The organism is Acinetobacter sp. SH024, from assembly GCF_000163635.1.
GTDB classification, from domain to species: domain Bacteria; phylum Pseudomonadota; class Gammaproteobacteria; order Pseudomonadales; family Moraxellaceae; genus Acinetobacter; species Acinetobacter pittii.
The window spans coordinates 20,734-46,735 of record NZ_GG753604.1; the positions used below are offsets into that span (position 1 = coordinate 20,734).

A 26,002-nucleotide genomic window follows, 5' to 3' on the forward strand; every position below is an offset into this window, starting at 1 on the left:
CCCGATTAGAATGTACGTGGTGCTGGTGGAATTGCATCAACAGTCAACGGTTTGAAGCGCACTGGCTTATATTCCAAACGGTTATCTGATGAATACCATAAAGTATGCTTCATCCACTCATCATCACGGCGACCGTATGAATAAGTTGGGTGATCAGCTGGCAATTCATAATCAACTACAGTATGCGCACCACGACACTCTTTACGCGCAGCAGCTGAAATTAATGTAGCTTTTGCAACTTCATATAAGTTTTCAACTTCAAGCGCTTCAACACGTGCAGTGTTAAATACTTTAGATTTATCTTTCAAGTGAATGTTGCGCACACGTGGTTCAAGAGCAAGAATCTCTTTAACACCTTTATCAAGCAAAGCTTGAGTACGGAATACACCAGCGTGGTCTTGAACGATATCACGAATCGCATCAGCAACTTCTTGTGCATTTTCGCCAGAAGTTGATTCATCCAATTTACGTACGCGATCTAAAGTTTGCTCTAATACGTTTGTTGGAAGTGGTGCATATTCATCACCATGATGCTTAGTTACGTAGTCGATAATGTGCTCACCAGCAGCTTTACCAAATACAACCAAGTCAAGAAGTGAGTTAGTACCTAAACGGTTTGCACCATGTACTGATACACAAGAACATTCACCAATTGCATAGAAACCTTTTACAGGTTTAGTGTAATTGTCTGTACCTGCTTCAGGTAAGCACACTTGACCATGCATATTTGTAGGAATACCACCCATTTGATAATGGATTGTTGGTACTACAGGAATTGGTTCTTTAGTAATGTCAACGTTCGCGAATTTTTTACCAATCTCAAATACAGATGGCAAACGCTTCATGATTGTGTCAGCGCCCAAGTGAGTCATATCTAGTAAGATATAATCACCTTTTGGACCACAACCACGACCTTCTTTAATTTCTTGGTCCATAGAACGTGATACGAAGTCACGTGGAGCCAAGTCTTTTAAAGTTGGTGCATAACGTTCCATGAACGGTTCGCCGTCTTTGTTACGAAGGATTGCACCTTCACCACGACAACCTTCAGTTAACAATACGCCTGCGCCCGCAACACCCGTAGGGTGGAATTGCCAGAATTCCATATCTTGTAATGGAATACCAGCACGAGCAGCCATACCAAGACCGTCACCAGTGTTGATATAAGCATTTGTTGATGCACGGTAAACACGACCAGCACCACCGGTCGCAAACAATGTCGCTTTTGCTTGGAATACTGCGATATTACCAGTTTCTTGGTCAATCGCTGTTACACCAAGAACATCACCTGCTTCGTTACGGATCAAATCAAGCGCGATCCATTCAACGAAGAACTGAGTACCCATTTTCACGTTGCTTTGATAAAGCGTGTGCAATAATGCGTGACCAGTACGGTCAGCAGCAGCACAAGCACGTGGAACTGGTTTATCACCATAGTTCGCAGAGTGGCCACCGAACGGACGCTGGTAAATTGTACCATCAGCGTTACGGTCAAACGGCATACCCATGTGTTCAAGTTCATACACAACTTTTGGTGCTTCACGACACATAAATTCAATTGCGTCTTGGTCACCTAACCAGTCAGAACCTTTTACCGTATCGTAAAAGTGGAAATGCCAGTTATCTTCTTGCATGTTACCTAACGACGCACCGATACCGCCCTGAGCAGCAACTGTATGTGAACGTGTTGGGAAAACTTTAGTAAGTACTGCAACTTTCAAACCTGCTTGAGCAAGTTGGTAAGAAGCACGCATACCAGAACCACCACCACCAACGATAACTGCATCGAAAGTGAGGTTTTGAATATTTGAATAATCTTCTTTAGGGGTTATCGCGCCCATGATATCTTCCTATCAATTCGCCCAGAAAATCTGGATACCCCAGATTGCGTACACAAACACTGCAATAATGACAGCCGTCGTCAGTACAAGGCGTAAACCTTTCGCTGAAGGACCCATTTGACGAGTAGTGACATAGTCAGTGAAAACCTGCCACATACCAATCCATGCGTGTGCGATAAGCGATAAAATTGCCAATAAAGAAAAAATCTTCATTGGTAATGTCATCATGAAGCCAGCCCACTGTTGATAGTCAAATCCACCTTTGCAGAGAATCCAACCAAAAAGAACAACAGTATAAGCTGCTAATACAACCGCACTTACACGCTGGATAAACCAATCACGAGAACCTGAACCAGTTAAACCTGTAGCACTTTTCATTAGAACATAATCCATACAAAGGCTGCGATAATGGCTACCACAGATAAGATCAATGAAATTGTCGCTGCAATACGACCACTTTGCAGTTCTTCAGCAAAACCTAAATCTGCAAGTAAGTGCTTAATTCCAGCAATAAAGTGGAATATCAAGCCGGCTGCAAATACCCAAACAACAAAACGTACAAGGATATTTCCAAAAACGACATTTTTAACGTAGTCAAATCCTTCTGGTGAAGATAATGATTTATCTAGAATCCATAAGAGAACTGGTACTAATAAGAAAACGATGACACCTGATAAACGGTGTAAAATTGATGCAATAGCCACGGGTGAGCGTAAATTTACCGCTAACACCTGACCCATGGACAAATTGACAGGTCTGTTGCTTTTCACAGCGGGCATCCTGTAGGTAGAAACTCCGACCGGAGTTTGTTGAATTAATTCCAAGGAAAGCTGGCATTGTTAGGCAAGCACAGCTCATGCCTAACCTATAAACGACACTGAATTATAAAACGCGAAGTATCAAAATACAAACAATCCACTTTGCCATTTCAGCAAAAAACCATTAAATAAGAATCATTCAAAACAATATTACATTATTAGGTCAATAAAAAAACTACACCTACATACATCATGTCCTTGTTTAAAATAACATTTTATTTAATTTCATTTTTTCTGAAATTTCTTTTAAATAAGCCGATTTTAGACTAAAGATGAAGTTATAAATTCCTCATATCAATAGAAAAATGATCGCAATACCCTCCTATTTTCAATGTGAGCCACATTTCAAATAAGTGAACAGACTTATATTTCAGATAGATATTAAGCGATCTATACTAATTTTTCGAAAGTGAATTTCATTAAAAAACAGTTCTTATGATTTTAAAATCATCTGATAAGCTATTTTTTATACAATTAAACTTAAAAAAAGAACAATATTCTTTGTTACAACTAAATAAAAATACAATTTTTTTTGAGTATAAATTTGAAATTACATCATGAGTTTTATGATTTTTTTAAGCGGATTGGCATTTTCTACCGCCTTATTATTCTAAATTGCAATTTATAAATTTGCTTACAATTGTACTCATCCTTCATTTTTTTTCTGCACGTTCTTGTTGAATTGACTTATTATACCATCCCGATGCAGTGATTTTACTGACTTTTTTGCTCGGGTCTTGATGACTAACTCTCTGTGGGAACGTCATTTTTTATCCATAAGTATAATTGACAAAATTTCAGTACTCACTAATCTTATAGCAAATTTTGACACCGTCTGATTCGCACATGAGAACATTAGGATTTCGAGTCAGATCAACATTCACCAGGACAGGAGATCTATTGAATGTCTGAAGCAAATGGCAAAAAAGCCGTATTACATCTTGATGGCAAAGAAATTGGTTTACCAATCTACAGTGGCACTTTAGGTCCAGATGTAATTGATGTCAGCAGCATACTGAAAGAAGGTCATTTTACTTTCGATCCTGGTTTTATGGCGACAGCCGCATGCGAATCTAAAATTACTTTCATTGATGGTGACAAAGGTATTTTATTACACCGCGGTTACCCAATTGACCAGTTAGCAACTCAAGCAGACTATCTTGAAACTTGTTATTTATTATTAAATGGCGAGCTCCCAACTGCTGAGCAAAAAGTTGAGTTTGATACGAAAGTTCGTGCTCACACTATGGTTCATGATCAAGTTAGCCGTTTCTTCAATGGTTTCCGTCGTGACGCTCACCCAATGGCAATCATGGTAGGTGTTGTAGGTGCATTATCTGCGTTCTATCACAACAACCTAGATATTGAAGATATCAACCACCGTGAAATTACTGCAATTCGTTTAATTGCAAAAATTCCAACACTTGCTGCTTGGAGTTACAAATACACAGTAGGTCAACCATTCATCTATCCACGTAACGATTTAAGTTATGCGGAAAACTTCTTGCACATGATGTTTGCTACTCCTGCTGACCGTGATTACAAAGTTAATCCTGTTCTTGCTCGCGCAATGGATCGTATTTTTACGCTTCATGCTGACCACGAACAAAATGCTTCTACATCTACAGTACGTCTTGCTGGCTCTACTGGTGCAAACCCGTATGCATGTATCTCTGCTGGTATCTCTGCACTTTGGGGACCTGCTCACGGTGGTGCAAACGAAGCAGTTCTTAAGATGCTTGATGAAATCGGTAGCGTTGAAAACGTTGCAGAGTTCATGGAAAAAGTTAAACGCAAAGAAGTTAAGCTTATGGGCTTCGGTCACCGCGTTTACAAAAACTTCGATCCACGCGCTAAAGTAATGAAGCAAACTTGTGACGAAGTTCTTGAAGCTTTAGGTATCAACGATCCTCAATTAGCACTTGCTATGGAACTTGAGCGTATCGCATTGAACGACCCGTACTTCGTTGAGCGTAAACTTTACCCTAACGTAGACTTCTACTCAGGTATCATCCTTAAAGCGATTGGTATCCCAACAGAAATGTTTACTGTAATCTTCGCTCTTGCTCGTACAGTTGGTTGGATCAGCCACTGGTTAGAAATGCACAGCGGTCCTTACAAAATCGGTCGTCCTCGTCAGCTTTATACTGGTGAAACTCAACGCGACATCAAACGTTAATATTCGAAAGAAAATTAATGAAAAAAAGCTGCCTTCTGGCAGCTTTTTTATTTACGTCTTTTTTACTCTAGACTTATTCTTCTTCATACATAGTTAACAAGTGATGGCTAATTCCATCTGCTCGCAACCAAGCCAACTCATAGCTCGCTTTAGCCAACGCTAAAACGCGTCGTTCAAACTCAACCCATATTGTTTTGACTTGAGTCTCCGAAATACCCAAACCACTCTCGTGTGCTAAATGTTTATTCTTTTCACATATTTTTAAGGCATGGTAAAGCTTACGGCCTTGGCTCGCCCCTTCCATTAACCGAACACGCTTACTTAAAATAAAGCCCTCAACATGCTGTAAGTCTGCATGAGGCAGCATCGGTACTAAGATTTGATTCAATTGATCATCTAAACGCTTCCATACAGCCAAACGCTGCTCTGCCGTATAAGTGTTCCATTGAATCACCTCGTGGTTAAAACGGCGACAACCACGACAAACCTGATCACCAAAAACTGTTGAACAACGCCCTGCACATGGGGTGAGAGAGAGCGTTCGATGATCATTACTCAAAACAAACTCCTTAAATAAACCATATACTTTTTATGGTTTTCTCGCTTATTACAAATTTTCGCGCTAAAATATGCGCCTTAAATTTCTATCTTAATACATTTGGAGTTTTCCATGAACGCTACTGTAGAACAGCTTGCACCTGTAGAACAGCAAGCGACCGCAGGTTGGGTTGTTGCAGCACTATATCAATTTAAAGAAGTTCAAGATCCTGCCGATCTTCAACAACGTTTATTAGACTTAGTGAAAACAATTAACCTTTGTGGAACTCTGATTGTAGCAGGTGAAGGAATTAATGGTACTGTTGCTGGTGATCGCTTAGCAATTGATACACTACATCAATTTTTGCTCAATGAAGGCTTTGGTGCTATGGAATACAAAGAATCTCATAGTTCTGACAAACCTTTCCGCAAAATGAAAATTAAACTTAAAGAAGAAATCGTGACTTTAGGTGTTGAAGTTAAACCTCGTGACTTAGTCGGTCACTATCTTGATCCTAAAGAATGGAATGATTTAATCGCACGTGATGATGTAATTTTAATCGACACACGTAATGATTACGAATATAAAGCGGGTACATTTAAGGGTGCAATTGACCCTAAAACTGAAACATTCCGTGAGTTTCCAGAATACGTTAAGAAAGAATTAGAGCAACATAAAGACAAAAAAATTGCGATGTTCTGTACTGGTGGTATTCGCTGTGAAAAATCAACTTCTTTACTTCTTCAAGAAGGATTTAAAGAGGTTTACCATCTTAAAGGCGGTATCCTTAAGTACCTAGAAGAAACCCCTGCTGATGAAAGCTTATGGGAAGGTGAATGTTTCGTATTTGACGGACGTACTGCTGTAACTCATGGTGTAGAGGAAGGCGTGAATATTAAATGTCATGCTTGCGGTTGGCCTTTAACTCCTGAAGAGTCTGCTCTACCAAGTTACGAACACGGTGTTTCTTGCGTTTATTGCATCGACAAAACCACTGAAAAGCAAAAAGCTGGTTTCCGTATGCGCCAGTCACAAATTGCTGCTGCAAAGCGTAAACGTCTATAAAACTATAAAATAGTTTTTAAAGGGCATTTAGATTTCTAACTGCCCTTTTTTATTTATACCACTAATTTTTTTACAATAAAAAACGCCCTAGAAAGGACGTTATTTATTATTTCTTCTAATAAGTTAATTTGGCGTATGATACATCAAGTATAATTCATTCAAATTATCTGGGATTTCTTCTGCCAGTTCATCCATTAACTGTCCATTACGACGGAAAGATTCCATCTGTGGATCTTCTTCATCAATTCCACTAAATACCATCATTGGTAAAGTTAAATCAATTAATTGTTCCTCATATTCAGGTGCAAACCATGCATCTTCATTTAAGAACATCGCATCAACAAATCCAACACTCCAGTCGCCTAAGCTAGACTCAACATCAGCTTCTTCAATTTCAAACGGAAATTCAATTCCATTTTCATTTGCTAAGTCTTGTCGAATTGACTCTAACCACGCTTTGATCTGCTGAATAATTTCGGCAGGAACTTTTTTATGGTTATTATCAAACAATTCATCTAACCAACGATCGAACTGAGGGCCTACTGCAATTGCACACAGAAAACCATGAGTTGCAGCGAAATCCAGACCATACTCATTGTGGTCTCCATCTAGATATTCACTTAATTGGTCTAAATCTAACGCACTCATTGTGTTACCTGACTATAAAAAAGAAATCTACGATAGCATAGCATCTAAGCTGACGATGCCCTATTCAGATTTGATTAGTCTTCATCATCAAGATCATCATCGTCTAAATCGTAATCAAAATCTTTTAACTCACGCTCTAAACGGCGTTGAGCCAATAGATCATCAATTAATCTACGTTTTTCTAATGATTCTTTCGCAGTGATTTTGCCTGATGACTCATCAAAACCGACATCATCATCATCACCGTAGTTATCATCTAATTCAAAATCTGTAGAAGACACTAAAACTACCTCTAATGAAAAAATGTGAATGGGTCTAGCCGCTATTTATCTTGGTTATTAAATCGTGTCAAGTTTTATTTATATTTTTTTCATTAAACTGCATATTTGTACTTTTTTTCGCCCAAAAAATTGTGTATTTATAAAGCTGAACTATTTTTTTGATCAAAAAAAAATTCTATGATTTTTTCGATGATTTAAGCTTGAAAAAAATGATTTTATCCCAATATTCAAAAAACAGACGTGAATTCAAAGATATTTTTTATTTAACGGTTACTGATCAAAGCCAAAACATTTCAAGCAAATTGTGCTATCATGCACGGTTTTTCACTGCCACAGATTCAACAAAGAGTAAGCAAAGATGAGCGATATGCATTCCCCTACTTCTCAAGTAGCGGCTCTGATTAGCCGAGGCAAAGAACAAGGTTACTTAACTTACGCTGAGGTTAACGATCATCTGCCGGACTCGATTACTGAAAGCGAACAGATTGAAGACATTATTCAAATGCTTCAAGACGTTGGTATTCCTGTACACGAGCGTGCACCTGAATCTGACGATACCATGTTCGGTGAGTCGGCTGACGCAACTGATGAGGTTGCTGAAGAAGAAGCTGCTGCCGTACTTGCATCGGTTGAAAATGAGCCTGGGCGTACGACAGATCCTGTACGTATGTACATGCGTGAAATGGGTACAGTTGAACTGTTAACCCGTGAAGGTGAAATCAGCATTGCCAAACGTATTGAAGAAGGTATCCGTGATGTCCTTAATTCAATTGCTTACTGGCCAAATGCTGTTGAAGTTGTATTAAAAGAATATAATGATTTTTTAACTGGCGAACGCCGTCTTGCAGATATTTTATCAGGCTACCTCGATCCTGAAACTGATGAAGATATTCCAGAAGTTTTAGAAGAAGTTGAAGAACTTGAAGAAGAAGACGAATCATCTTCAAAATCAACGAAAGAAGTTAAGCTTGATGATGATGATGAAGAAGAAGAGTCTGAAGGTGATGATGACTCTGAAGGCGATTCAGGTCCAGACCCTGAAGTTGCAAAAGTTCGTTTTACTGAACTAGAAGCTGCTTGGGCTAAAACAAAAGCTGTTGTTGAAAAACATGGTCGTAACAGTCCAGAGGCTGAAGAAGCTTTAGAAGCTTTAGCTACTGTGTTCATGATGTTTAAATTTACACCACGTTTATTTGACATCATCTCTGAAATGATTCGTGGTACCCATGAGCAAATTCGTGCCAATGAACGTGAAATCATGCGTTATGCAGTACGTCGTGGCCGTATGGACCGTACTCAATTCCGTACATCTTTCCCTAAACAAGAATCTAATCCAGCTTGGTTAGATGAACAAATTGCTAAAGCACCTGCTGAAATCAAGGCGCATTTAGAAAAAGTTCGTCCAGATGTTTTAGCATTCCAACAAAAGATTGCAGATATTGAGAAAGAGCTTAGTTTAAGCGTTGCTGAAATTAAAGATATCTCTAAACGTATGGCGATTGGCGAAGCGAAAGCACGTCGCGCTAAGAAAGAAATGGTAGAAGCCAACCTCCGTTTGGTAATCTCGATTGCGAAGAAATATACTAACCGTGGTTTACAGTTCCTTGACTTGATTCAAGAAGGGAACATTGGTTTGATGAAAGCTGTAGACAAGTTTGAATACCGTCGTGGTTATAAATTCTCGACTTATGCAACTTGGTGGATTCGTCAGGCGATTACTCGTTCGATTGCCGATCAGGCTCGTACAATCCGTATTCCAGTACACATGATTGAAACGATTAACAAGATCAACCGTGTATCTCGTCAATTGTTACAAGAAATGGGCCGTGAACCAACACCTGAAGAATTAGGTGAACGTTTAGAAATGGATGAAGTTAAGGTTCGTAAAGTACTTAAAATTGCTAAAGAACCGATTTCGATGGAAACACCTATTGGTGATGATGAAGATTCACATCTTGGGGATTTCATTGAAGATCAAAACATCACTTCTCCAATTGATGCTGCGACTTCAGAAGGCTTAAAAGAAGCAACTCGTGAAGTATTGGAAAATTTAACTGAACGTGAAGCAAAAGTATTGAAGATGCGTTTTGGTATTGATATGCCAACCGATCACACACTTGAAGAAGTTGGTAAACAATTTGACGTAACACGTGAACGTATCCGTCAGATTGAAGCGAAAGCATTACGTAAATTACGTCACCCTTCTCGTTCTGAACATTTACGTTCTTTCTTGGAAAATGACTAAGTTTTGAAAGCTTGAAATTTCAAAACCAAGCCCCATTTAATAGAAAGAGCTATAAACGCCTGCGATAATGCAGGCGTTTCAAATCATGAGGTAACTTATGTTAGACCGCACTCCATCTCGCGAACTACAAGAACATCTTTGGGTATTTCCGATGGATTATCCAATTAAACTTATTGGCGATGCGGGTGAAGAATTACGTGTTGCTGTAGTCGATATTTTGGTAAAACATTTTCCAGACTTCGACCACTCAACATTAAAAGTTCAAGAATCTCGCACTGGCAAGTATCATTCTTTAACAGCACAATTGCGCTTTGAAGAATTGGAACAAGTTCATGCACTTTATGCTGACTTGGCTGCTTGTCCGCAGATTAGAACTGCGCTTTAATTTTAAGTTCTTCAATCAATACCACAGTCAGGCATTCTTACTGTGGTATTTTTTTGGAAATTTTAAAAACTTCCTACCACGAAAAACCTTACAAATATTTAGAATTCCTTTTATAAAATCCTTTAAAATTACAAGGTTTTCGGCTTTTATCTAGTAGATATTAACTGGGCGCCGCATAAACTAATTATAGGAAGAGATTGTGATGAGCCTTGATAAACCTAACTTAATCATTCGGCAATGGAACGATTTACAAGATTATCAAAGCAAGTTTGAAACCATGAAACTCTTAACAAATGAGCGAGATCAAGATACGCCTGATGAGTTATGGTTACTTCAACATCATAATGTTTTAACTCAAGGTCAAGCTGGTAAACCTGAACACATCCTAATTTCATCAGATATTCCTGTAGTGCAAACTGACCGTGGTGGACAAGTGACTTGGCATGGACCTGGTCAACTTGTTGCTTACTTCATGTTTGATCTTAATCGTCTAAAATGGAACGTACGAACATTGGTCAGTTTTGCTGAACAATTCATGATAGATGTTTTAAAAAAATACAGAATTGAAGCGTATGCTAAGCCTGATGCTCCAGGAGTATATGTCGATGACCGTAAGATTGGTTCCTTAGGCTTTAAAATTCGTCGTGGCCGTAGCTATCATGGATTAGCATTAAACTTGGACTGTGCTTTAGATGGGTTCCAAACTATTAATCCTTGCGGTTACGCAGGCTTAGAAATGGTGCGTATACAAGATTTGGTGACTCCTTATCCATCATTCACTCAACTTTGCCAAGACTTTATTGAGTATATTAAGAACACGGGGTACTTTAATGACCCGGAAGTCAAAACCGAATAAATCGCTTTGCGATGAAATAAAAATGGATTAGAGTAATTACTCTAAATTTGCTTTTGCATAATTTTAACAAGGGATACGCGAGTGATTTCGACAAAAGCTGTAAAGCCTACTCTGCAACTTGCCTACGTTAAGCTCATGATGGATGTTGTTGGTCGTGGCTTAGTCATGGCAAGTCAAGTGGACACTGAAATACAAGAGGAAGTATCTAAATTTCCTGTTCACTTTGTACTTTCAATGAATGTTTTCCCAAATGGACCAGCATTTTTTGCTCGAGTCACAGAAGACAAACAGTTAGAGCTACTCAAAAGAGCTGAAAGAAAGCCAGACTTAACTATTACATTCAAACATGTAACTCATGCCTTTTTAGTATTTTCTTTTCAAGAAAGTACTGCCCAAGCATTTGCTAATGACCGAATGATTGCTGATGGTAATGTATCTGCTGCCATTCGCTTAGTACGCTGTCTAAATAAAATGGAATCTCTCATTTTACCTAAATTGGTTGCGTCTCTTGCAGTCAAAGAATACCCAACCGAACTCACCCTAAAAGAAAAATTCAACGAAGCTGCAAATATTTACTTAAAAGTAGCTAAGTCCTATTTCAAGCGGAGCGCATAACATGGCTAAACCATATTACGAATTCTTTTGTCCTGTAAAAGTCATTGCCGGTAATGCTGCGTTAGAACATATTCCGTTTGAACTTGCGACTCTAGGTGCAAAACGTCCGCTCATCATTACAGATAAAGGTGTGCGCGCAAATGGCCTACTCAACCCGATTGAAGCTGCGTTCAGTACGACTGATGCTGTCATTGGTCATGTATTTGATGATGTTCCACCAGACTCAAGTTTAGAAGTCGTTCGTCTTGCCGCAGAAGCTTATCGCAAGAATAAATGCGATGCGATTATTGCTGTAGGTGGTGGTTCAGTTATCGATACTTCTAAAGCAACTAACATTTTAGTATCTGAAGGTGGAGATGACTTACTTCAATATTCTGGTGCACACAACCTACCAAAACCATTAAAACCCTTTTTCGTAATTCCGACTACATCAGGTACGGGATCTGAAGTGACTATGGTTGCCGTGGTTTCAGATACACAAAAGAATGTTAAATTGGCATTTGCTTCTTATTACTTAATGCCACATGCAGCGATTTTAGATCCGCGCATGACACTTACATTGCCACCTCATTTAACTGCAATGACAGGTATGGATGCCTTAACACATTGTGTTGAAGCCTATACATGTATGGCTGCCAATCCACTTAGCGATGCTTATGCAAGTGCTGGAATTAAAAAGATTAGTGAAAACCTATTTAATGTCCTAGAAAACCCAAATGACTCACAAGGTCGTTTAGAACTAGCACAAGCCTCTACAATGGCAGGTATTGCATTCTCTAACTCAATGGTAGGCCTTGTACATTCTTTAGGTCATGCTTTAGGTGCTGTTGCTCATCTGCCCCACGGTTTATGTATGAATTTATTCTTACCATATGTGCTTGAATATAATAAGCAGGTAAATGGCCAGAAAATTGGTGAATTACTATTGCCATTAGCTGGTGCTGATATCTATGCACAAACTCCAGCAACTCAACGTGCAGACAGAGCGATTGCAACAATTTTAGCGATGCGTGATCGTTTATTTACCTTAACCAAGTTACCACGTACTTTACGTGAAACTGGCAAAGTAACTGAAGCACAGCTCGATGAAGTTGCAGAAAAAGCACTAAATGACGGCTCAATTATTTACAACCCTAAAGAAGCAAGCCTAAAAGATATCCGCGATATCTTACAAAAGGCATGGTAACAAGATAAGTTAAATCAAAAATCCCCCATAAGATCCTGATTTTTATATAAAATCAGGATCTTTTTTATAGATGTGAATCTATATTCATCATTTTATTTGTAAATATGGCAAAAAATTTGCTAAAAAATCGATGAAAGTACTGACAATTTGCATCAATTTAGGATAGATTGGCGCACTTTATCTTTTTCTGTAGGGGGGATCGTTCGTCTCAAACGATCCTTAACACCAAGCTGATCCTTGATCAACGATTATGAGGATAACGCCGTTGACAACTATCTCTGGGACTCCGTCTGTAGTTAAGCTACGAAAAACGCTAGGTCTTTGGCATATTATTATTATTGGTTTAGCCTATATTCAGCCAATGACATTATTTGACACATTCGGTCTAGTTTCCGAAGAAAGTCATTACCATGTTCCAACTTCGTACATTTTTGCATTAATTGCCATTTTGCTAACATCGATTAGTTATGGACATATGATTAAGCGCTATCCATCTTCAGGTTCAGCTTATACCTATGCACAAAAATCAATTCACCCTAATGTTGGTTTTATGGTGGGTTGGTCATCTTGGTTAGATTATTTGCTTTCACCAATGGTCAATATTATTTTGGCTGGTATTTATCTTGATGCATTATTTCCTACAGTCAATCATTGGGTATGGGTAATTGTATTAACCGCTTTCATGACTGGTATTAACTTACGTGGCGCACGCTTTGTTGCTAATTTTAATAGCCTGATTGTATTTGTACAGTTACTCGTGATCGGCATATTTACTTATCTAGTCTATAGCAAATTACAAATGGGCTATAATGCAGAAGGTCCAATTACAGAAGCAACCCGTTATCAGTTATGGAGCTTAGAGCCTTTCTGGAATGAGTTGACATCCGTAGGGGCATTAGTCACTGGTGCAACATTACTTTGCTTCTCGTTTACTGGATTCGACTCTTTAAGTTCTTTAGCAGAAGAAACAAAAGACACTGAGAAAACATTACCTAAAGCGATTTTCTTAACAGCACTTATCGCTGGTGTAATCTTTGTCATCAGTACTTACTTCATGCAAATTTACTTCCCACATGATCCTAAAAACTACTTTGAAGATGTTGCAGCAACACAGCCAGACATTTTATTACTTGTAGGTGGTTCATTATTTCAGTCATACGTTCTTGCTTTTGCAATTATTACTGTCATGGCATCTGGTATTTCAGCTCATGCAGGTGTATCGCGCTTGATGTATGCAATGGGACGTGATGGTGTAATCAATAAAAAAATCTTTGGTCATGTTAGTCCAAAGAACTATACGCCTTCATACAATATTCTTATTGTTGGTGTTGTAGCACTAGCAGCAGGTTTCATGAGCTTAGATATTGTCATTTCAATGATTAGCTTTGGTGCGTTAACTGCATTCACATTTGTTAATTTATCAGTGATTTCACGCTATGCTTTACGTGATGGCCGCACAAAGAATTTCAAAGATATTTTTAACTTTGTAATTATTCCACTTCTTGGCTTCTTTAGTATTTTCGCTCTATGGCTTGAGATTGAAGAGACAGCCTTGAAATATGGATTATGGTGGGCAATGTTCGGTATTTTATACCTAGGTTATAAAACTAAAGGTTTTAAATATCAAGCACCTCAACATAATGAACATGAATAACCATCCCTCATAAAAAAGGCGCTTAAAGCGCCTTTTTTATGGTCAAATTAACCAAAAATTTTGTTCACAATATTTTGTACACGTTTAGCGTAGAGTTTCGCTGTTTCAAGGTCTCCAGCAGGAACTTCCTCTACACTTGCATCAGAAGGCGATTGAACTAAAAGTCCAACTGAACCACCTAAGTTATTTACATCTTCACGTGTTGCATCTTTTGTATTCGCTGGTAATAAACCAAGGCTTACCCAAATTCCACCATGTTGCGATGCTAAAGTCTGTAATTGAATAAGGGTAACCTGCTTATCCCCATTTAAGCTCGCGCTGTTTGTGAAGCCTGCAAATACTTTATCTTGCCACCCACGTGTAAACCAAACTTTTGAAGTTGCATCAGCAAACTTTTTAAATTGCCATGGTGCTGTACCCATATAAGTCGGAGCACCAAAAACAATCCCCTTCGCATCATTTAATGTCTGCCAATCTTGCTCAGTAATATTACCTTCTTGATCAATTTGGATGAGCTGAGCATTAATTTCGTTTGCAAACGTTTCAGCCACGACTTTGGTATGGCCATAACCAGAGAAATATACAACCGCGATATTAGAGTTAGACATGGGAGCAAACCTTTGTTTTATTAAATTCCACTTTATGATATATTTTAGAAACTAGGTGTCAATTAGTTACTAATCGGTAACTATGGTAATTTTTTAAGAAATTAGCAGGTAAATAGTATGAATGAATGTCTAAAATATAATGTTTTTCAACAACATTGCCCTGCTCGTTTATTTTTTGAAAAAATTGCAGATAAGTGGGTTTTATTAATTTTAAATGTGCTTGAAGAGGAAACTCAGCACTTCAACTTGCTCAAAAAGAATATTCAAGGTATTTCGCCTAAAGTCTTATCACAAAAGTTAAAAATGCTGGAAAGGGATGGTTTTATTGAGCGTAAAATTCAGAATACGTCTCCTATTCGTGTTGATTACTCACTCACTTCTCTGGGGCAAAATGTCGCTTCAATGGCGTTCCAATTAAAAGAATGGGCCGAAACTAATATTGAACAGGTTTTAGCAGCCCAAATGACTTATGATGAAAAAGTGCTAGAGCAAGCTTAACTCATACTTCCCTTAAAATTTTATCGCTCATGAGTGGCTCAACTTAATTAATTTTAATCGGCTCAGGTGGTGCATTTATTTTAAATTGGATAGTTAAAGGTTCACATTGTTTTAACTCTTGATCACTCTTCAAATAAGTGCTTTCTAGACCATATTTCCAAGTACCATTCATGACGTCAAATGCTGGATAATTGACAATAAAAGTTTTGGTTTCACCTGGCAGATATTCGTAAGGTTGAGTCTCTTTACACTCATTTTCTGGATAGGAGCGCTTTGTATTTCCAAGTAAATAGAGTTCTAAAGGTACGTAACATGCAGGTTGTTTTTCTTGTATTTTCTCTAATCCCTTATTAGTTTGAGTAATCTGCAAAGCCAGAGTACCGTTTAGAGTTAACTGCTGTGCATATTTAAAAACAGTTTCTTTTTCTATAGGTTCACGCGTTACATTATTGAGAAACTGTAGTTTGCGATGTAAGCCATTACAGTCATCTTCAACGGGTGCAGGCAACCAAATTTCATTATCTTTTGAGTCGCCTTTCTCTCCATCGGCCGGTGTTTCAAAATCACCCGGTTTACCAGGTTTAGTCGGATATCCTGACCCCCCTAAACTTGCACCACCTGCGAATAAATCCTCTCCACAAGCGGTTAAAAGACCACCTGTCAAAATGAAGCTCATGGATATTATTAATTTTTTATAAGTTGTTTTCGTCATATTGATAAGCTCCGAAACGGAAAGTTTTTGTTGCACCCTCTTTTCCTTCATCTAGTGCACAACGTTCAATAGCTAACTTAAGTACTTGTAGTGATAAATCTTCCCATAAGCGCAAACTTGCTTCTTTGAGTAAAGTAATCGATTCATCTGTTAGTTCATCAGCAAAAATTGCTTGTTCTAAATAGGGTTCTCTTTCTGGCTGAAATAAATTATGAACTCCAGCAGCTAAATGTGCTTCTAAATTACTCGTTAATAATTTTCGAACCTCAAATTGCTCTACATCAGGCATAAAACTACGCTGCTGCAACATCACAAGGCCATCTTCTTCTCTCACAATATTTAGGCGTTCGAGTTCATTCAAAATAGATCTTGGATGCTTTTCAGTTGAGACTTTCTTTACTAAATTTTCAAAACAAATTTGATCATTACTTACAAATGGAATTTTTTCTGCCAATCCCTCTGCAAGCCACAAACCAATCACCCGAGCAGGAACACTTACTGGCTCTGCTACTTTTGCTTCTGTTAAAGGCTGCCCAGCCTGCATCGCCTTTTTAAATGCATTCACATCTTTGCGATGTAACCCTGAAAGTAAACTGACCGCTGAATCAGTTGGCTTTTGCTCTATACGCTCTAGCTCAGTTAAAGCTTGTTGATAGAAAACAGGTTTTAAAGCAGTTACAAAGTCGTTATATCCAACTCCCGAACGAATTAACCATTGCGTCAGGTATTCCATTAACATTAATACCTGCTTTTGATTAAGTTCTGCATTGTTCGTTTGGAGTGTGGTCATAGGGTAACAATTTTCCTTCATATTTGAAAACAGTATGGGCCGAGCAATTGTCACACTGAACGGTTTAAGATGCAATTTTCATTCTTAAACCTCTTTGGGAAACCGATCAATATAATGATTTGGTGCATTAAAATGGGTAAAAGAAATACTGATTGAGACATCCAAACTTTCTACGCTATGCCACCAACCAATCGGGATGAATAGAGCTTCCCCTGCATTCAAAATACATTCAACAGGAGTAATTGATTTTGCTAAAGGATATTTTTCAAAATCAATTTTATTTGTATCACTCAACTCACTAAATACCCAATGATCGTTATATAGATGAGGAACTTGCAATGCAGGAATTAAAGTTACTTTTTTGCTCCCATAAATTTGAACTAACATATTATTCGTTAAATCATGATGTAAAGGTGTAAATGTTCCTTTAGGTCCAAACCATAAAAAACTACGGTCATCCTTTAAAGCCAAATCACAGTAACCATCTGCAAAATCATCTATATCTGAAAATAATTCTTGAAGCATCTGATGACTATTTGATGCATTATTTGCAGTCATATAAAAATCGTTACTAGCATCAACTGACATAACTTTTGATACAAACTCTGCCATCTTCATTTTTTGTTTTAATGATGGAGAATGTCTTTCAAACTGTTCATCTAAATTTCTATTCATCTGAACTTCAACTAAATGATGACCAAATTTAGAAGCAAAATATTGCGGAGACCATTTGTGCAAAGCTGGCCAATGTTCTATTCCTTTTTTTAAAATCACAGGACGATGTTGACTATAGTAACCCTTCACAAAATCAGAAAAATTTGGAGCAGTAATAGAAGGAATTTTTTTACTATAGTCAGAGTTTAGCTGTGCCAATTGATCTACAGTTTCTATTAACCATTCACATTTTTTAAGCTGATGATGCTTTTTCTTCAAAATTTTATATAACTTATTATTTTCTAAATTATTTAAATATTCTTTTACTTTTAAACCATCATGCCCCTGCTCTATTAATATTTTTATAATTTCCGAAGACGTTACCTTATTTAAAACTTGTTCAATTATCCACTCTTGATCATGATCCAATAAAGTCTGAAATTTCAAATCATTCATTTCAAACTTTGGTTCAAATCCATTTGCTTTTAATACATCGACTAATTGTTCAACTCCACACCCTTTTTCTAAGTTTTCTTCAAGCCAGTTTTTCCACTCTAATGGCAACTGGTCAAACCATTTTTGGCTTTGTTCGAATATTTCAATTTGATTATAAGCTGCCATGTTGAACCTTTTTTCAAATTTGATCTTTACAACTGCATTATAATTGATCTATTTTAAAAATGTTAAATTTTCACATTTTTAATAAAAAAAGGGTTCATGTGATGAATAACATACTAAAAGGAAGCAGCATTGCTTTGATTTTTATAGCTTTAAGTGGTTGCGGATCTGATGATAACGATTCGGAACCGACACCGACACCAACACCGACACCGACACCAACACCGACACCAACACCGACACCAACACCAACACCAACACCAACACCAACACCAACACCAACACCAACACCAACACCAACACCAACACCAACACCAACACCAACACCAACACCAACACCAACACCAACAAGTGTAGCGGATCGCTTTGTTGGAAGTTGGTTAGCAGGCAAAGGAGGTTGTATTAACGGCTCTGCTCTAAAAATGAATGTCATTAAGGTTTCTGATAACAGCGTGCGATTTGCCAGTGAAACAGTACGTTATGAGAATGAATCGAACTGTACAGGTAACATTGTTGCAAGTTACCGCCAAGCTGAAGATTTTAGTCTGGTTTCAAATATTGGAGCACCTCAGACAGTACAAACCTCAAGCTATAACAAAGTAGATTGGCAGCTTGTAGTAGCAGGAAAGCTAACGCAGAAACAGCCAGCTATTCTAGGGTTTAAAAATGCAAACCAATTCTGTCTAGTTCCTACAGATGAACCAAATGCGATACATAATTATTTGCAGCAAGCAAACTTTGATCTCACAAATACCTGCTTCACAAAAACAACTCCACCAGCAAGCATGCAAAAGCCAACTCAAGTATTGGCAACAGCAAGTTTTAGACTAGGAGATAATAAGGAATCTTGGGCAGACGTATTAAGTCAACTTAATGATCAAGGACGCCAAGGCTACGCTCTTCTCACGCCATCTGTAAGATTAGATAATCCGGATGGAAGCTTTGCGCTGTATAAAAATTTATATGTTAAAAACAATAAATCCACTGACACATACACCTATAAAACAGTTGATGTTAAAACTAATTCAGTAGCAAACCGTTATTTACTATGGGTGAATGAGTTAAATAAACAAGGTAGCTTAGGCTATATATATAAGCTTTCATTTGGCGAGGTTACATCTGATACAGATAAATATTTATTTGTGAAAAATGATAAGAAACCTGCAACCTATTCGTATTCTAATCGCTTCTTAACCAACACTTCTCGCACAAGTATTCTAAATGCCTTCAATGAACTTGGTGCACAAGGTTGTAAGCTAATTTACGCAAACTCAGAATTCACCAATAATGGCACAACGAATGGAACCTTCTATGTACCTACTTGCGTAAATAGCAGTACCCATAATGGAACCTATGCATATCGTTATTTTGAAGTTCCGCAACATATTCCTTTCAACAAGGATGATGCAATTAAACTTGAAAAACTTCTTAAAGAACAGGCAGCTGAAGGTTACAGATTAGTCGACGCGAACAATAACCTAGGCTTCTTTAATATTGATGGTTATCTATTTGAGCGCGACAGTGAAAATACAGGACCTATTGAATATAAAGTATTTATTGAAGATGCTGCATCCGAAACAGATGAGCCTTATATCGTTGAAAATCGGATTCAAGACCAAGGTACATTAGGCTGGTTCTTTGCAGTTCGACTTGGATCGGTCTATACTAACTCACCAACAAATTATGATTTAGCAAGTGGTGTTGTTTTCCCTAAATAAGACATCTAAAAAACAAATAAGGCCACAACTGTGGCCTTATTTTTATTTAAAAATTATTAACTTATCCTAAGTTTTTAAAACCCTGCTGACGCCATGCTTCATAAACAATCACAGCCGTTGCATTAGATAAATTTAAACTTCTTGAGTTTTCCGCCATCGGCAAACGAATCCACTGTTCTTGTGGGAACATCAAGCGAACATGCTCAGGCAAACCGCGTGTTTCCGGCCCCATCAGTAAAGCCACAGGTCGATTCAAATCAACTGTATGCGGAGTTGCAGAACCTTTAGTGGTGAGTGGAAAAACATGCTCAACCCCTTTAGCTTTCAGGTCAGCAAGGCAAAGTTCTATGTTGTCCCAAATTTGCATACGTGCCCATTCATGATAATCAAGGCCTGCTCGTTTGAGCTTTTTATCATCTAATTCAAAACCTAAAGGCTTGACCAAATGTAACTGTGCACCAGTATTAGCACATAAACGAATGATATTGCCTGTATTGGCAGGAATTTCAGGCTCGTATAGGACAACATGAATCACAAATTTTCTCGACTTTAATAACCAGCAATAAACTCAAATGAACTTATTGCCATTTTAACTGTTCACGTAAATTCACCACTTCACCAATAATGGTTAAAGTCGGTGCTACAATATGATGTTCAGACACTTTTGTTGCGATATCAGCTAATGTTCCAACTACAACTTTCTGGTCTGGTGTGGTTCCCTTAGAGATTAAAGCTACTGGCATATCAGCACGTTGGCCATGAGCAATAAGTTGCTCACAAATGCGTTCTAAACCAACTAGTCCCATATATAAAACCAAAGTTTGATTTTCATAAACCAGCTCATTCCAAGGAAGTTCAGCTGAACCTTCCTTTAAATGCCCAGTCAAGAAACGAACACTTTGTGCATAATCACGATGTGTTAATGGAATGCCCGCATAAGCTGAACAGCCTGATGCTGCTGTTATACCTGGTACAACTTGGAAAGTGACATTCGCCTCAACGAGCTCTTGAATCTCTTCACCACCACGTCCAAAGATAAATGGATCACCACCCTTTAAACGACAAACACGCTTTCCTTTTTGAGCATACTCAACCAGTAAAGCATTGATGCCATCTTGGGGAACGGAGTGATTTGAACGCGCTTTACCGACATAAATTTTAGTCGCATCACGACGGCAAAGCTCTAAAATGGGCGCAGAAACAAGACGATCATAAATCACAACATCAGCTTGCTGCATAAGACGTAATGCTTTTAGTGTCAGTAACTCTGGATCACCCGGTCCAGCGCCTACCAAATAAACTTCACCTTTAGGTGCAGTCCATTCTGTTAGAGCTTGCTGAATCAAACTATTTGCAACTTCTAAATTGTCATTGAAAACTTGTTCTTTCAATGGGCTAGCATAGAGATTTTCCCAAAAAATCCGACGCTCATCTGGATTGGGAATTTTTTCTTTTACCTGCTTACGCCACTGACCAGAAAACTCAGCCAACTTACCCATGCCATGCGGAACAATTGTTTCTATTTGAGTACGAAGTTGTCTTGATAAAACTGGTGATGCACCATTTGAAGCGACAGAAATAATTAACGGAGAACGATCAATAATAGCTGGAACCATAAAGCGACAATGTGGAATATCATCAACACTATTGACCAATAAATTACGCGCTTCACATTGTTCAAAAACAGCTTTATTCACTTGCGCATCATTAGTTGCAGCAATCACTAATCGATATGGTGTATTTAATATTTTTTTAGCAAAGGACTCGGCAAAATACTCTCCGCCTGTCGTTTTGACTAACTGTAAAAGCTGCTCTTCAATTGCAGGAGCAATAATATCGATTACTGCTCCCGCTTTGGCTAAAAGGTTTGCTTTGCGCAATGCAATATGCCCACCACCTACAATCAGACAATGTTGCTGTTGCAACTTTAAAGAGATTGGAAAAATATCCACCTTAAACCTCTACATTAATCATCTGATTTGGGTTAAGCAAAAACCGTGCACAATTTAGATGCAAAGCTTAGTCAATAAACGTTGCACCACCCATATATGGGCGTAATACTTCTGGAATCTCGATAGAACCGTCTTCACGTTGGTAATTTTCCATTACAGCAAGTAAAGTACGTCCAACTGCCAGACCTGAACCATTTAGTGTGTGCACCAATTCGGTCTTCTTTTGATCCATTCTGTAGCGCGCCTTCATGCGGCGTGCCTGAAAATCACCCATATTAGAGCAACTAGAGATTTCACGATAAGTATTTTGGCTTGGAACCCAAACTTCTAAGTCGTAAGTTTTAGTAGCACCGAAGCCCATATCCCCACCACAGAGCAAAATTTTGCGGTATGGTAAACCTAGTGCCTGCAAAATGCCCTCAGCATGTGCAGTAAGCTCTTCAAGTGCTTGCATAGATGTTTCAGGTTTAACAATTTGCACCATTTCAACTTTATCAAATTGATGCTGACGAATTAAACCACGGGTATCACGACCATAAGAACCAGCTTCACTACGGAAACATGGCGTATGCGCTGCATATTTTAAAGGCAAACGTTCAGTATCAATAATCTCATCACGAACAAAGTTAGTAACAGGAACCTCTGCTGTAGGGATGAGGTAATATTCTTTTTCACCTTGAAGTTTGAATAAATCTTCTTCAAATTTTGGCAACTGACCAGTACCACGAAGTGAATCAGCATTGACCAAATAAGGCACGTAAGCTTCTGTATAGCCATTCTTTAAAGTATGGGTATCAAGCATGAACTGCGTTAATGCACGTTGTAGGCGTGCTAAAGAACCTTTCAATACGCTAAAACGTGAACCAGTCAATTTAGTAGCGGTTTCAAACTCTAAACCACCCATCCACTCACCTAAATCAGTATGATCTTTGATTTCAAAATCAAACTGACGAGGCTTACCCCATTTTGAGATTTCAACGTTGTCATCTTCATCTTTACCAGCAGGAACAGACTCATCTGGTAAGTTAGGAATACTCAACGCTTTTTGTTCAATCTCGTTTTGTAACTCTGACAAAGCAACTTCAGCAGCTTTAATTTCGTCGCCAATGGCTTGCATACGCGCCATGATTTCAGAAGCATCACCACCGGATTTTTTAATCTGACCCACTTGTTTTGCACCGGCATTACGTTCTGCCTGCAATTTTTCAGTTTTTGATTGCAAATCTTTACGGCGAGTTTCTAAAGAAGCCCATTCTTGAACATCTAATTGAACACCGCGTTTTGCCAAAGCCGCATTAACGGCTTCAATATTATTTCTGAGTAACTTAGGGTCGATCATAATCAATCATAATATGGGTAAAAAACTGGCTATAGTGTAAGGCCTTAACACTAAAAAATATAGTGATCATCTTCATAACGAATAGCTTTCACACAATTCTTAGAATAGATCACTTATTTTAAAAGTTATAGTTTGGCACACTTGGCAAATACTCAGGTTTAATGAACTTACCCGCTTCAAAATATGGCAGCGTTAATTCAGACATTCCCTCTGCATATGAAGCCAGCTCATAAATTGGATAGACAAATACAATGCCATTAGCACCATAGTAGAAATTATCGCTTAGCTGAAGTTTTTCACGGCTAATATTATGTGCTTGAAGCCAATTTGTATTTGCTTCAAAAAGAGCATCAACCAACTGTTTTTCAACATCTGGCTGAATAAGTTCAGCAACAGTAATGTGCTTTTTATTTAATAAGTCAAAATTTACAAATTCTTGATGAGACATGCCGTGTGCAGCACCAGCTGAGTATGAATAGGTCTGTAATGCAAAGGTAGCAAGATTATAGTTTTGCCCTAAATAGCGAACATAAATTGCACTTTGACTTGAACTTGGTTCACCTTCAGGTACTTCAACTGGTTGATCGGCTAAATTTGCAAAAGCATTCGGATCTGCTTTCTTTATACGATTGGTGAAGTAATCATTAATCCATTTTTGATTGGTCTGTACTGTTTGAAAATCATACTCAGTACAACCATCTTCTAAGCAAACTTTTGATTTTGGCAATTTTACCGGGATTACTTTTGCTTGAATTACAGGAACACCAGCCTCTTTCGTTTCTTTAACTTTTGCAGTCGAAGCAGCCTGCTCTTCTTTGGCTGCCGACTTTGGTTGGCAACCAGTCACAATTGCCATTGCAGCCATTAATGGAAGAATATAAATAATTTTCTTATCGTAAAGTCGCATAATAATCCCCATGAATTTATCTCTAACACTATACAAAGCGTAAGAATAAGACGGGGTTAAAAAATGTATCTGTTTCTCTTATATAAAAAAAGCTACCGTTAAAGTAGCTTTTTTGAAGAGGCTTTAATTATTGGTCAATAACATCTGTACCTTTTGGCGGCGTAAAGTTAAAGACTGATGCCGGAATTGAAGCATTTACTTTAACGTTCTTAAAGCGTACATAGGTGGTTTGACCTAATGAGTCTTGTAATACCATAAGTGTAGGTGCTTTATTTGCTCCGAAGCTAATCGTTAAGCTTTGGAATGCCCCATCTTCTTTTTTAGGGAATAATGTGAAATAAAGTTTAGATTTATCGGGTTGTGTTACACGATAAGACTTCATGATTTGGTTGGTATTACCAGAAAGTAATAATGCTGGTGTATCTGCAACCTGATCATCTAAGTTTTGGCGGACAGCTTGTTGTAAATCTGGATCATAGATCCAAACTGTTTTTCCGCTCGTTACAATAGTTTGTTTAGCAGGACTTACTGTTTCCCAATAAAATTTCCCCGGACGCTCAACTTTCATTGAGCCTTTAAATGTCTGGTTCATATGCTGTGCACTTAAACTCTTTTTCTGTGCCACAGTTTTTGTATTGGCTTTAGTTGTTTGTTCAAAGTCGGCAGTCAAACGCTGTAAACCTGATAACTGATTAACCAGGTTCCCAATTGCCTGTTGCTCCGGTGCTGCTACAGGCGCAGCAAACACTGTAGTACTCATTACAGGAGCAAGCACTGACGCGCTAAGTGTAATAGCACACATAGTTTTACGAAGCATATTCATGTCATCACCTTTTTAGTTGCTGTAAGACAACTTACTCTCTTTCAAAGTTATGAAGCTGAGTAAGCTCTTAATTCAAGACTCATATTAACCGACAAACTCTGTGCTAATCATTGAGAAAATAAGATATTTTGTTATGTTATTCATGTTGTTTGTAGAATTTCATTCATCATGATGAAGATGAATAAAAATAAATGCCATAAAAAAAGCCCACAAAATGTGGGCTTTTTTCGAGCTAAAACTTATACAGTTTCAACTTTTACGTAGCGACGGCCAAATTGACCTTTCACTTCGAATTTTACTACGCCGTCAGCAGTAGCAAATAAAGTATGGTCACGGCCCATACCAACATTTGCACCAGCGTGGAACTCTGTACCACGTTGACGAACGATGATGTTACCAGCAGTTACAGCTTGACCGCCGTAAACTTTAACACCTAACATTTTTGGGTTTGAATCACGACCGTTCTTCGTCGATCCACCGGCTTTTTTAGTTGCCATGTCTCTTACTCCTCGTGATTAGCCTGAAATACCAGTAATTTTCAACTCAGTGAACCATTGACGGTGACCTTGTTGTTTACGGTAGTGTTTACGACGACGCATTTTGATGATGCGGATTTTGTCGTGACGACCATGACCAATCACTTCTGCAGTTACTTTAGCGCCAGCTACAACTGGAGCACCGATTTGAATGTTGTCACCGTTTACAACCATTAATACATCATCAAATGTAATAGTCGCACCAGATTCAGCTTTCAATAATTCAACTTTAAGGGTTTCACCCTCAACTACACGGTGCTGTTTACCACCGCTTTGGATTACTGCGTACATAATGTACTCCAATCAGCCCGTGTCGTCGTGTCGATAAAGGGATATATCGATCTTAAAACGATCGCCACTGGGGTTATACAAGGCGACAGATTTTAAGTGAAATTTGATCAAACGACAAGTATTTTCTATCTATCAGTAAAGCATGATCCCCTATTCTTACAAAATCAAACAGCTTGGACTGGAATTTAGCAGTTTTCATTGATTCTGAATGAAAATTAAAATACAGTTCCAAACACAAATTGCGT

Annotated in this window: 28 protein-coding genes; 11 read left to right on the top strand and 17 right to left on the bottom strand. The window is 38.2% G+C overall.

From position 1 onward, the window contains the following. Positions 1-5: 5 nt before the first annotated feature. From sdhA to sdhC, 3 genes are read right to left on the bottom strand one after another with little or no spacing between them, the layout of a single operon-like run. The gene (sdhA, locus tag HMPREF0013_RS21150) at positions 6-1,841 is read right to left on the bottom strand and encodes a succinate dehydrogenase flavoprotein subunit (protein ID WP_002116225.1); all 1,836 of its coding nucleotides are present in this window, start codon (positions 1,839-1,841) and stop codon (positions 6-8) included. A 12-nt stretch (positions 1,842-1,853) separates the two neighbouring features. Further along, on the bottom strand, positions 1,854-2,219 hold the full coding sequence (gene sdhD, locus HMPREF0013_RS21155) for a succinate dehydrogenase, hydrophobic membrane anchor protein (RefSeq protein WP_000833672.1): 366 nt from the start codon (positions 2,217-2,219) through the stop codon (positions 1,854-1,856). Continuing rightward, a complete protein-coding gene (sdhC, locus tag HMPREF0013_RS21160; protein WP_005804648.1) occupies positions 2,219-2,620 on the bottom strand; it encodes a succinate dehydrogenase, cytochrome b556 subunit in 402 nt (133 codons plus the stop codon). The genes sdhD and sdhC overlap by 1 nt, the downstream gene beginning before the upstream one ends. 474 nt (positions 2,621-3,094) lie before the next feature. Between sdhC and HMPREF0013_RS24760 the strand changes: the two genes are divergently transcribed. Both HMPREF0013_RS24760 and gltA read left to right on the top strand, forming a co-directional pair. Beyond that, positions 3,095-3,220 carry a hypothetical protein gene (locus HMPREF0013_RS24760; RefSeq protein WP_002116304.1) on the top strand — a complete coding sequence of 42 codons (126 nt, stop codon included), beginning with the start codon at positions 3,095-3,097 and terminating at the stop codon, positions 3,218-3,220. 343 nt (positions 3,221-3,563) lie between these two features. Then, the gene (gene gltA, locus HMPREF0013_RS21165; protein ID WP_002116327.1) at positions 3,564-4,838 is read left to right on the top strand and encodes a citrate synthase; all 1,275 of its coding nucleotides are present in this window, start codon (positions 3,564-3,566) and stop codon (positions 4,836-4,838) included. 73 nt (positions 4,839-4,911) lie between these two features. Here gltA and HMPREF0013_RS21170 read toward each other — a convergent pair whose 3' ends face one another. Further along, entirely contained in the window at positions 4,912-5,397 is a 486-nt protein-coding gene (locus tag HMPREF0013_RS21170) for a DUF1289 domain-containing protein (protein ID WP_002116550.1), read from the bottom strand. 111 nt (positions 5,398-5,508) lie between these two features. Between HMPREF0013_RS21170 and HMPREF0013_RS21175 the strand changes: the two genes are divergently transcribed. Then, on the top strand, positions 5,509-6,441 hold the full coding sequence (locus HMPREF0013_RS21175) for a rhodanese-related sulfurtransferase (protein ID WP_002116523.1): 933 nt from the start codon (positions 5,509-5,511) through the stop codon (positions 6,439-6,441). A gap of 123 nt (positions 6,442-6,564) precedes the next feature. Here the strand turns inward: HMPREF0013_RS21175 and HMPREF0013_RS21180 are convergent, their stop codons facing one another. Both HMPREF0013_RS21180 and HMPREF0013_RS21185 read right to left on the bottom strand, forming a co-directional pair. Continuing rightward, the gene (locus HMPREF0013_RS21180) at positions 6,565-7,089 is read right to left on the bottom strand and encodes a YecA family protein (protein WP_002116105.1); all 525 of its coding nucleotides are present in this window, start codon (positions 7,087-7,089) and stop codon (positions 6,565-6,567) included. Positions 7,090-7,163: 74 nt separating this feature from the next. Next, on the bottom strand, positions 7,164-7,370 hold the full coding sequence (locus tag HMPREF0013_RS21185; protein WP_002116495.1) for a PA3496 family putative envelope integrity protein: 207 nt from the start codon (positions 7,368-7,370) through the stop codon (positions 7,164-7,166). A gap of 358 nt (positions 7,371-7,728) precedes the next feature. Here HMPREF0013_RS21185 and rpoD point away from each other — a divergent pair, with 358 nt between their 5' ends. The 6 genes from rpoD (at position 7,729) to HMPREF0013_RS21215 (ending at position 14,311) form a co-directional block, all read left to right on the top strand. Continuing rightward, positions 7,729-9,615, top strand: coding sequence for an RNA polymerase sigma factor RpoD (gene rpoD / locus HMPREF0013_RS21190; RefSeq protein ID WP_002116414.1), 1,887 nt, complete (start codon positions 7,729-7,731; stop codon positions 9,613-9,615). A 97-nt stretch (positions 9,616-9,712) separates the two neighbouring features. After that, positions 9,713-10,000 carry a YbeD family protein gene (locus HMPREF0013_RS21195; protein WP_002116017.1) on the top strand — a complete coding sequence of 96 codons (288 nt, stop codon included), beginning with the start codon at positions 9,713-9,715 and terminating at the stop codon, positions 9,998-10,000. 202 nt (positions 10,001-10,202) lie between these two features. Continuing rightward, complete coding sequence (lipB, locus tag HMPREF0013_RS21200) at positions 10,203-10,856, top strand: lipoyl(octanoyl) transferase LipB (protein ID WP_002116342.1); 654 nt, start codon at positions 10,203-10,205, stop codon at positions 10,854-10,856. Positions 10,857-10,937: 81 nt separating this feature from the next. Beyond that, positions 10,938-11,471, top strand: a complete 534-nt coding sequence (locus tag HMPREF0013_RS21205) for a hypothetical protein (protein ID WP_002116035.1) — start codon at positions 10,938-10,940, stop codon at positions 11,469-11,471. Between the two features lies 1 nt (position 11,472). Then, entirely contained in the window at positions 11,473-12,657 is a 1,185-nt protein-coding gene (locus HMPREF0013_RS21210) for an iron-containing alcohol dehydrogenase (protein ID WP_002116403.1), read from the top strand. A 250-nt stretch (positions 12,658-12,907) separates the two neighbouring features. Continuing rightward, positions 12,908-14,311: an APC family permease gene (locus HMPREF0013_RS21215; protein ID WP_005064540.1), complete on the top strand. Its 1,404-nt coding sequence runs from the start codon at positions 12,908-12,910 to the stop codon at positions 14,309-14,311. 47 nt (positions 14,312-14,358) lie between these two features. Here HMPREF0013_RS21215 and HMPREF0013_RS21220 read toward each other — a convergent pair whose 3' ends face one another. Further along, complete coding sequence (locus HMPREF0013_RS21220) at positions 14,359-14,919, bottom strand: flavodoxin family protein (RefSeq protein WP_002116454.1); 561 nt, start codon at positions 14,917-14,919, stop codon at positions 14,359-14,361. A gap of 117 nt (positions 14,920-15,036) precedes the next feature. Between HMPREF0013_RS21220 and HMPREF0013_RS21225 the strand changes: the two genes are divergently transcribed. Continuing rightward, the gene (locus HMPREF0013_RS21225; RefSeq protein ID WP_002116344.1) at positions 15,037-15,417 is read left to right on the top strand and encodes a winged helix-turn-helix transcriptional regulator; all 381 of its coding nucleotides are present in this window, start codon (positions 15,037-15,039) and stop codon (positions 15,415-15,417) included. Positions 15,418-15,460: 43 nt separating this feature from the next. Here HMPREF0013_RS21225 and HMPREF0013_RS21230 read toward each other — a convergent pair whose 3' ends face one another. The 3 genes from HMPREF0013_RS21230 to HMPREF0013_RS21240 form a co-directional block, all read right to left on the bottom strand. Then, the gene (locus HMPREF0013_RS21230) at positions 15,461-16,093 is read right to left on the bottom strand and encodes a hypothetical protein (RefSeq protein ID WP_079377695.1); all 633 of its coding nucleotides are present in this window, start codon (positions 16,091-16,093) and stop codon (positions 15,461-15,463) included. Between the two features lie 16 nt (positions 16,094-16,109). Then, a complete protein-coding gene (locus HMPREF0013_RS21235; RefSeq protein ID WP_002116521.1) occupies positions 16,110-16,919 on the bottom strand; it encodes a DUF6502 family protein in 810 nt (269 codons plus the stop codon). A gap of 84 nt (positions 16,920-17,003) precedes the next feature. Continuing rightward, entirely contained in the window at positions 17,004-18,194 is a 1,191-nt protein-coding gene (locus HMPREF0013_RS21240; RefSeq protein ID WP_002116005.1) for a cupin-like domain-containing protein, read from the bottom strand. Between the two features lie 101 nt (positions 18,195-18,295). On the opposite strand from HMPREF0013_RS21240, the gene HMPREF0013_RS0105730 reads away from it, so the two are divergent. Next, the gene (locus HMPREF0013_RS0105730; protein ID WP_031944222.1) at positions 18,296-19,909 is read left to right on the top strand and encodes a PT dipeptide repeat lipoprotein; all 1,614 of its coding nucleotides are present in this window, start codon (positions 18,296-18,298) and stop codon (positions 19,907-19,909) included. Between the two features lie 61 nt (positions 19,910-19,970). Here the strand turns inward: HMPREF0013_RS0105730 and HMPREF0013_RS21245 are convergent, their stop codons facing one another. The 7 genes from HMPREF0013_RS21245 to rplU all read right to left on the bottom strand — a co-directional run bounded on the left by HMPREF0013_RS21245 (position 19,971) and on the right by rplU (position 25,757). Further along, positions 19,971-20,444: a tRNA (cytidine(34)-2'-O)-methyltransferase gene (locus HMPREF0013_RS21245; protein WP_002116042.1), complete on the bottom strand. Its 474-nt coding sequence runs from the start codon at positions 20,442-20,444 to the stop codon at positions 19,971-19,973. Between the two features lie 43 nt (positions 20,445-20,487). Beyond that, the gene (gene cysG / locus HMPREF0013_RS21250; RefSeq protein WP_002116039.1) at positions 20,488-21,861 is read right to left on the bottom strand and encodes a siroheme synthase CysG; all 1,374 of its coding nucleotides are present in this window, start codon (positions 21,859-21,861) and stop codon (positions 20,488-20,490) included. A gap of 67 nt (positions 21,862-21,928) precedes the next feature. Then, on the bottom strand, positions 21,929-23,200 hold the full coding sequence (gene serS, locus HMPREF0013_RS21255; RefSeq protein ID WP_002116367.1) for a serine--tRNA ligase: 1,272 nt from the start codon (positions 23,198-23,200) through the stop codon (positions 21,929-21,931). A 118-nt stretch (positions 23,201-23,318) separates the two neighbouring features. Then, the gene (locus tag HMPREF0013_RS21260; RefSeq protein ID WP_016802913.1) at positions 23,319-24,119 is read right to left on the bottom strand and encodes an RsiV family protein; all 801 of its coding nucleotides are present in this window, start codon (positions 24,117-24,119) and stop codon (positions 23,319-23,321) included. A gap of 115 nt (positions 24,120-24,234) precedes the next feature. Next, positions 24,235-24,930, bottom strand: a complete 696-nt coding sequence (gene lolA, locus HMPREF0013_RS21265; protein WP_002116386.1) for an outer membrane lipoprotein chaperone LolA — start codon at positions 24,928-24,930, stop codon at positions 24,235-24,237. Between the two features lie 239 nt (positions 24,931-25,169). Beyond that, complete coding sequence (gene rpmA / locus HMPREF0013_RS21270; RefSeq protein ID WP_002116037.1) at positions 25,170-25,427, bottom strand: 50S ribosomal protein L27; 258 nt, start codon at positions 25,425-25,427, stop codon at positions 25,170-25,172. A gap of 18 nt (positions 25,428-25,445) precedes the next feature. After that, positions 25,446-25,757, bottom strand: coding sequence for a 50S ribosomal protein L21 (gene rplU / locus HMPREF0013_RS21275; protein ID WP_000271409.1), 312 nt, complete (start codon positions 25,755-25,757; stop codon positions 25,446-25,448). Positions 25,758-26,002 lie beyond the last annotated feature (245 nt).

What these genes read in the sequence shown, in the direction of transcription:
- sdhA (WP_002116225.1), bottom strand. Translation starts at nt 1,841, where the DNA reads ATGGGCGCGATAACCCCTAAAGAAGATTATTCAAATATTCAAAACCTC.
- sdhD (WP_000833672.1), bottom strand. Translation starts at nt 2,219, where the DNA reads ATGAAAAGTGCTACAGGTTTAACTGGTTCAGGTTCTCGTGATTGGTTT.
- sdhC (WP_005804648.1), bottom strand. Translation starts at nt 2,620, where the DNA reads ATGCCCGCTGTGAAAAGCAACAGACCTGTCAATTTGTCCATGGGTCAG.
- HMPREF0013_RS24760 (WP_002116304.1), top strand. Translation starts at nt 3,095, where the DNA reads ATGATTTTAAAATCATCTGATAAGCTATTTTTTATACAATTAAACTTA.
- gltA (WP_002116327.1), top strand. Translation starts at nt 3,564, where the DNA reads ATGTCTGAAGCAAATGGCAAAAAAGCCGTATTACATCTTGATGGCAAA.
- HMPREF0013_RS21175 (WP_002116523.1), top strand. Translation starts at nt 5,509, where the DNA reads ATGAACGCTACTGTAGAACAGCTTGCACCTGTAGAACAGCAAGCGACC.
- HMPREF0013_RS21180 (WP_002116105.1), bottom strand. Translation starts at nt 7,089, where the DNA reads ATGAGTGCGTTAGATTTAGACCAATTAAGTGAATATCTAGATGGAGAC.
- rpoD (WP_002116414.1), top strand. Translation starts at nt 7,729, where the DNA reads ATGAGCGATATGCATTCCCCTACTTCTCAAGTAGCGGCTCTGATTAGC.
- HMPREF0013_RS21195 (WP_002116017.1), top strand. Translation starts at nt 9,713, where the DNA reads ATGTTAGACCGCACTCCATCTCGCGAACTACAAGAACATCTTTGGGTA.
- lipB (WP_002116342.1), top strand. Translation starts at nt 10,203, where the DNA reads ATGAGCCTTGATAAACCTAACTTAATCATTCGGCAATGGAACGATTTA.
- HMPREF0013_RS21210 (WP_002116403.1), top strand. Translation starts at nt 11,473, where the DNA reads ATGGCTAAACCATATTACGAATTCTTTTGTCCTGTAAAAGTCATTGCC.
- HMPREF0013_RS21215 (WP_005064540.1), top strand. Translation starts at nt 12,908, where the DNA reads ATGAGGATAACGCCGTTGACAACTATCTCTGGGACTCCGTCTGTAGTT.
- HMPREF0013_RS21220 (WP_002116454.1), bottom strand. Translation starts at nt 14,919, where the DNA reads ATGTCTAACTCTAATATCGCGGTTGTATATTTCTCTGGTTATGGCCAT.
- HMPREF0013_RS21225 (WP_002116344.1), top strand. Translation starts at nt 15,037, where the DNA reads ATGAATGAATGTCTAAAATATAATGTTTTTCAACAACATTGCCCTGCT.
- HMPREF0013_RS21230 (WP_079377695.1), bottom strand. Translation starts at nt 16,093, where the DNA reads ATGAGCTTCATTTTGACAGGTGGTCTTTTAACCGCTTGTGGAGAGGAT.
- HMPREF0013_RS21235 (WP_002116521.1), bottom strand. Translation starts at nt 16,919, where the DNA reads ATGACCACACTCCAAACGAACAATGCAGAACTTAATCAAAAGCAGGTA.
- HMPREF0013_RS21240 (WP_002116005.1), bottom strand. Translation starts at nt 18,194, where the DNA reads ATGGCAGCTTATAATCAAATTGAAATATTCGAACAAAGCCAAAAATGG.
- HMPREF0013_RS0105730 (WP_031944222.1), top strand. Translation starts at nt 18,296, where the DNA reads ATGAATAACATACTAAAAGGAAGCAGCATTGCTTTGATTTTTATAGCT.
- serS (WP_002116367.1), bottom strand. Translation starts at nt 23,200, where the DNA reads ATGATCGACCCTAAGTTACTCAGAAATAATATTGAAGCCGTTAATGCG.
- HMPREF0013_RS21260 (WP_016802913.1), bottom strand. Translation starts at nt 24,119, where the DNA reads ATGGGGATTATTATGCGACTTTACGATAAGAAAATTATTTATATTCTT.
- lolA (WP_002116386.1), bottom strand. Translation starts at nt 24,930, where the DNA reads ATGAATATGCTTCGTAAAACTATGTGTGCTATTACACTTAGCGCGTCA.
- rpmA (WP_002116037.1), bottom strand. Translation starts at nt 25,427, where the DNA reads ATGGCAACTAAAAAAGCCGGTGGATCGACGAAGAACGGTCGTGATTCA.
- rplU (WP_000271409.1), bottom strand. Translation starts at nt 25,757, where the DNA reads ATGTACGCAGTAATCCAAAGCGGTGGTAAACAGCACCGTGTAGTTGAG.